Origin of the sequence: Thermogemmatispora onikobensis (assembly GCF_001748285.1) — a bacterium.
Classification (GTDB): Bacteria; Chloroflexota; Ktedonobacteria; order Ktedonobacterales; family Ktedonobacteraceae; genus Thermogemmatispora; species Thermogemmatispora onikobensis.
This window is the reverse complement of record NZ_BDGT01000108.1, coordinates 1-1,486: the sequence shown is the minus strand read 5'-3', so window position 1 is coordinate 1,486 and position 1,486 is coordinate 1. Positions and strand designations below refer to the sequence as shown.

Below are 1,486 nucleotides of genomic sequence, written 5' to 3'. Positions count from 1 at the left end.
ACTGGCGCCGCGGAAGCGTCCCGCGGGCGCCCACACTCAGCTAAAAGAGTATCACCAGTTCCAGTGAGGGTCAAGCAGCAGGCACGCCGGCGGGCGCTCACTCGCCCTATCTCCCGGCAAAGGTTCAGCCACGCAGAAAACCCTCGGCCTCAAGAGCTGTCTTCTGCCCATGAGCCAAGTCCAGAAAGAGGGAACCGCTCACTGTGCCGAGGCCGGGCGCATCCTCTCTTTCTGGGCCCGGCCCCCTGGACCTGCCTGCGCCTCCGCCCTCTCCCTGCTAGCGTCGCGAGGTCGTAGCATCAGGGACAGGAATCACTCCGACAGAGAAGCGCACATACTCATCGGTATAACCGAAGCCGGAGCCTGGCACCCCAGCGATGCCGGTTTTCTCAAAGAGCGAGAAGGCATCTTCGCCAGGGCGCAGCCTGCTCCAGTTATAGACAGTAGCATCGTCATCCAGATAGATCTCTGCGAAGAGCTGCAGCTCCTGATCAAGCCGCTGTAGCTGGGCGATAAAGCGACGGCGACGCAGACGATAGAGATCGCGTAGCTTCTCGATGAGAGAGGGCCGCTCGCGTAACAACTGGAGATAGGCCATGAAACGCAGCTGCCACTCCGCAGGCAGTGAAGCCATACTATTCGACCAGCCGGGGGCCAGGGCCGGGGCCAGACGAGCGTCTCCAATAGTCACCCAGCCGAAGCGATCGCCCGTCAGTGAGAGTGTTTTCGAGAGGCTACTGACAAAGATAGTCTGCTCCAGGTGAGCGGGATCAGCAAAAGTGGCCATGCGCGCTCGATCGTCCTCCAGCGGCCCAGTGCCCACGTATGCCAGATCGGCCAGGAAGAAGAGCTGACGCCCAGCCTCGCGCTGGCGCCGGACGACAGCATGCAGAGCGAGCAGTTCTTGAGGAGTAAAGGCAAAGGTAGTAGGATTATTCGTCACCGTCAGATAGATCAGGAGGATATCGGGCGCCTCTTGCAGAGCCTGCTCCAGCTCCTCGGCGGTCAGTTTGAAGCGATGCTCGGGCCGTGTGCTGACGCGATGCAGGCGATAGCCGTAGGCTCTGGCCTGAGCCTCGGGCACCCCGAAGCCGGGGGCCGGGAAGAGTACCGCTCTTTCCTTGATTCCCTGTTCGTCGCACATCTGGCGGAAGCCGCGCAAGGCCTTATCGATCCCATCCATTGCCCCCAGGCTCAGATAGACCTGCTCACCTCTGACTGTCAGGCCCCATTGCTCTTGCCAGTTGGCGGCAAGCCAGTCACGCAGCACAGGATTGCCAGTGCCAACAATATCGTAGATACGCAGATCGATCTTCTGGTCCAGAAGCAGGCGTTCGTAGTTGAGCATCTGGTCGCGCAGCCACAGGTAAACCTGGCCGCTGGCCGTATAGCCATTGAGATGCTCACCAGGGAGAGCGATACCCAGCTCATCAGCGAGCGTGCGGTAGTCACCTGGTCCCCCAGGCTCTCCCTCACACTCCACAAT

At 60.8% G+C, this 1,486-nt stretch carries 1 protein-coding gene; it reads right to left on the bottom strand.

All coding sequences use genetic code 11. The features are described from left to right. Positions 1-277: 277 nt before the first annotated feature. A partial coding sequence (locus BGC09_RS21965) for a pyridoxal phosphate-dependent aminotransferase (protein ID WP_069806335.1) occupies positions 278-1,486 on the bottom strand: 1,209 nt, incomplete at its 5' end.